This window comes from Rhizobium ecuadorense (assembly GCF_001187535.1).
Taxonomy (GTDB): domain Bacteria; phylum Pseudomonadota; class Alphaproteobacteria; order Rhizobiales; family Rhizobiaceae; genus Rhizobium; species Rhizobium ecuadorense.
The window spans coordinates 1-997 of record NZ_LFIO01001450.1 but is presented as its reverse complement, the minus strand read 5'-3'; the positions used below and the strand labels follow the sequence as shown (position 1 = coordinate 997).

1 protein-coding gene is annotated in these 997 nt (G+C 61.0%); it reads left to right on the top strand.

Annotated features, from left to right (window positions below):
* Positions 1-83: 83 nt before the first annotated feature.
* Positions 84-997: IS481 family transposase (locus AF337_RS30215; protein ID WP_049735052.1), on the top strand; the 914-nt coding region annotated here is incomplete at its 3' end.

Sequence of the window (997 nt, the reverse complement as noted above, 5' to 3'; positions counted from 1 at the left end):
TGTGAGCTTCCAATAGGTTGTCCATTCGATCCGTACCGGGAAAGCTGAGGTTGTCGAAGCTTCAGTGATTCTCGGGGGACCGAATGGACATCCATATGAATGCTCGCCTCACGCCGCTCAGTCGAGCGGTAATTGCGCACCGCGTGCTGATGGAAGGACAGCGACCGATGGCCGTCGCTGCGGCTTTCGGCGTCTGCGTCAAGACCGTCTACAAGTGGGTAAGGCGCTATCGACGGGAGGGCGAGGCCGGTCTCAATGATCGCAGTTCCCGACCGCACCGCCTGTATCATCCGACGCCGCAGGCCACCGCCGTCCAGATCGAGGCGTTACGCCGCCTGCGCATGACCGGCCAACACATCGCCAAGGAGACGGGTGTCTCGCCGGCCACAGTCAGCCGCATCCTCAAGCGCCTTGGCCTGAACAAGCTCAAGGCCTTGGCCCCGGCCGAGCCGGTGCGGCGCTACGAACGCGACCAGCCCGGCGAACTCATCCATATCGACATCAAGAAACTCGGCAAATTCAACCGAACCGGCCACCGCATCACCGGCGATCGCACGGGGCAGAGCAACAGCCGCGGCATCGGCTGGGAATACGTCCATCTGGCCATCGACGATCACTCCCGCCTGGCCTATTTGGAAATATTACCCGACGAGACGCGACGCTCCTGTCTGCACTTTCTCTTCAACGCCTTGCGCTTCTTCAAGGCCCATGGCGTCAAGATCCATCGCGTCATGACCGACAACGGCTCAAGCTTCCGCTCCCATCGATACGCCAAGGCGCTGCGGCGGCTCAGCATCAAACACATCCGCACCAAACCCTATACGCCGAAGACCAATGGTAAGGCCGAACGCCTCGTCCAGACCGCACTGCGCGAATGGGCATATGCCAAGGCTTACGAAACATCGGATCAACGCGCCGCCGACCTGCCGATCTGGCTCCACCGTTACAATTGGCATCGGCCGCATGGCAGCCTACAATCCAAACCGCCTATCAGCAG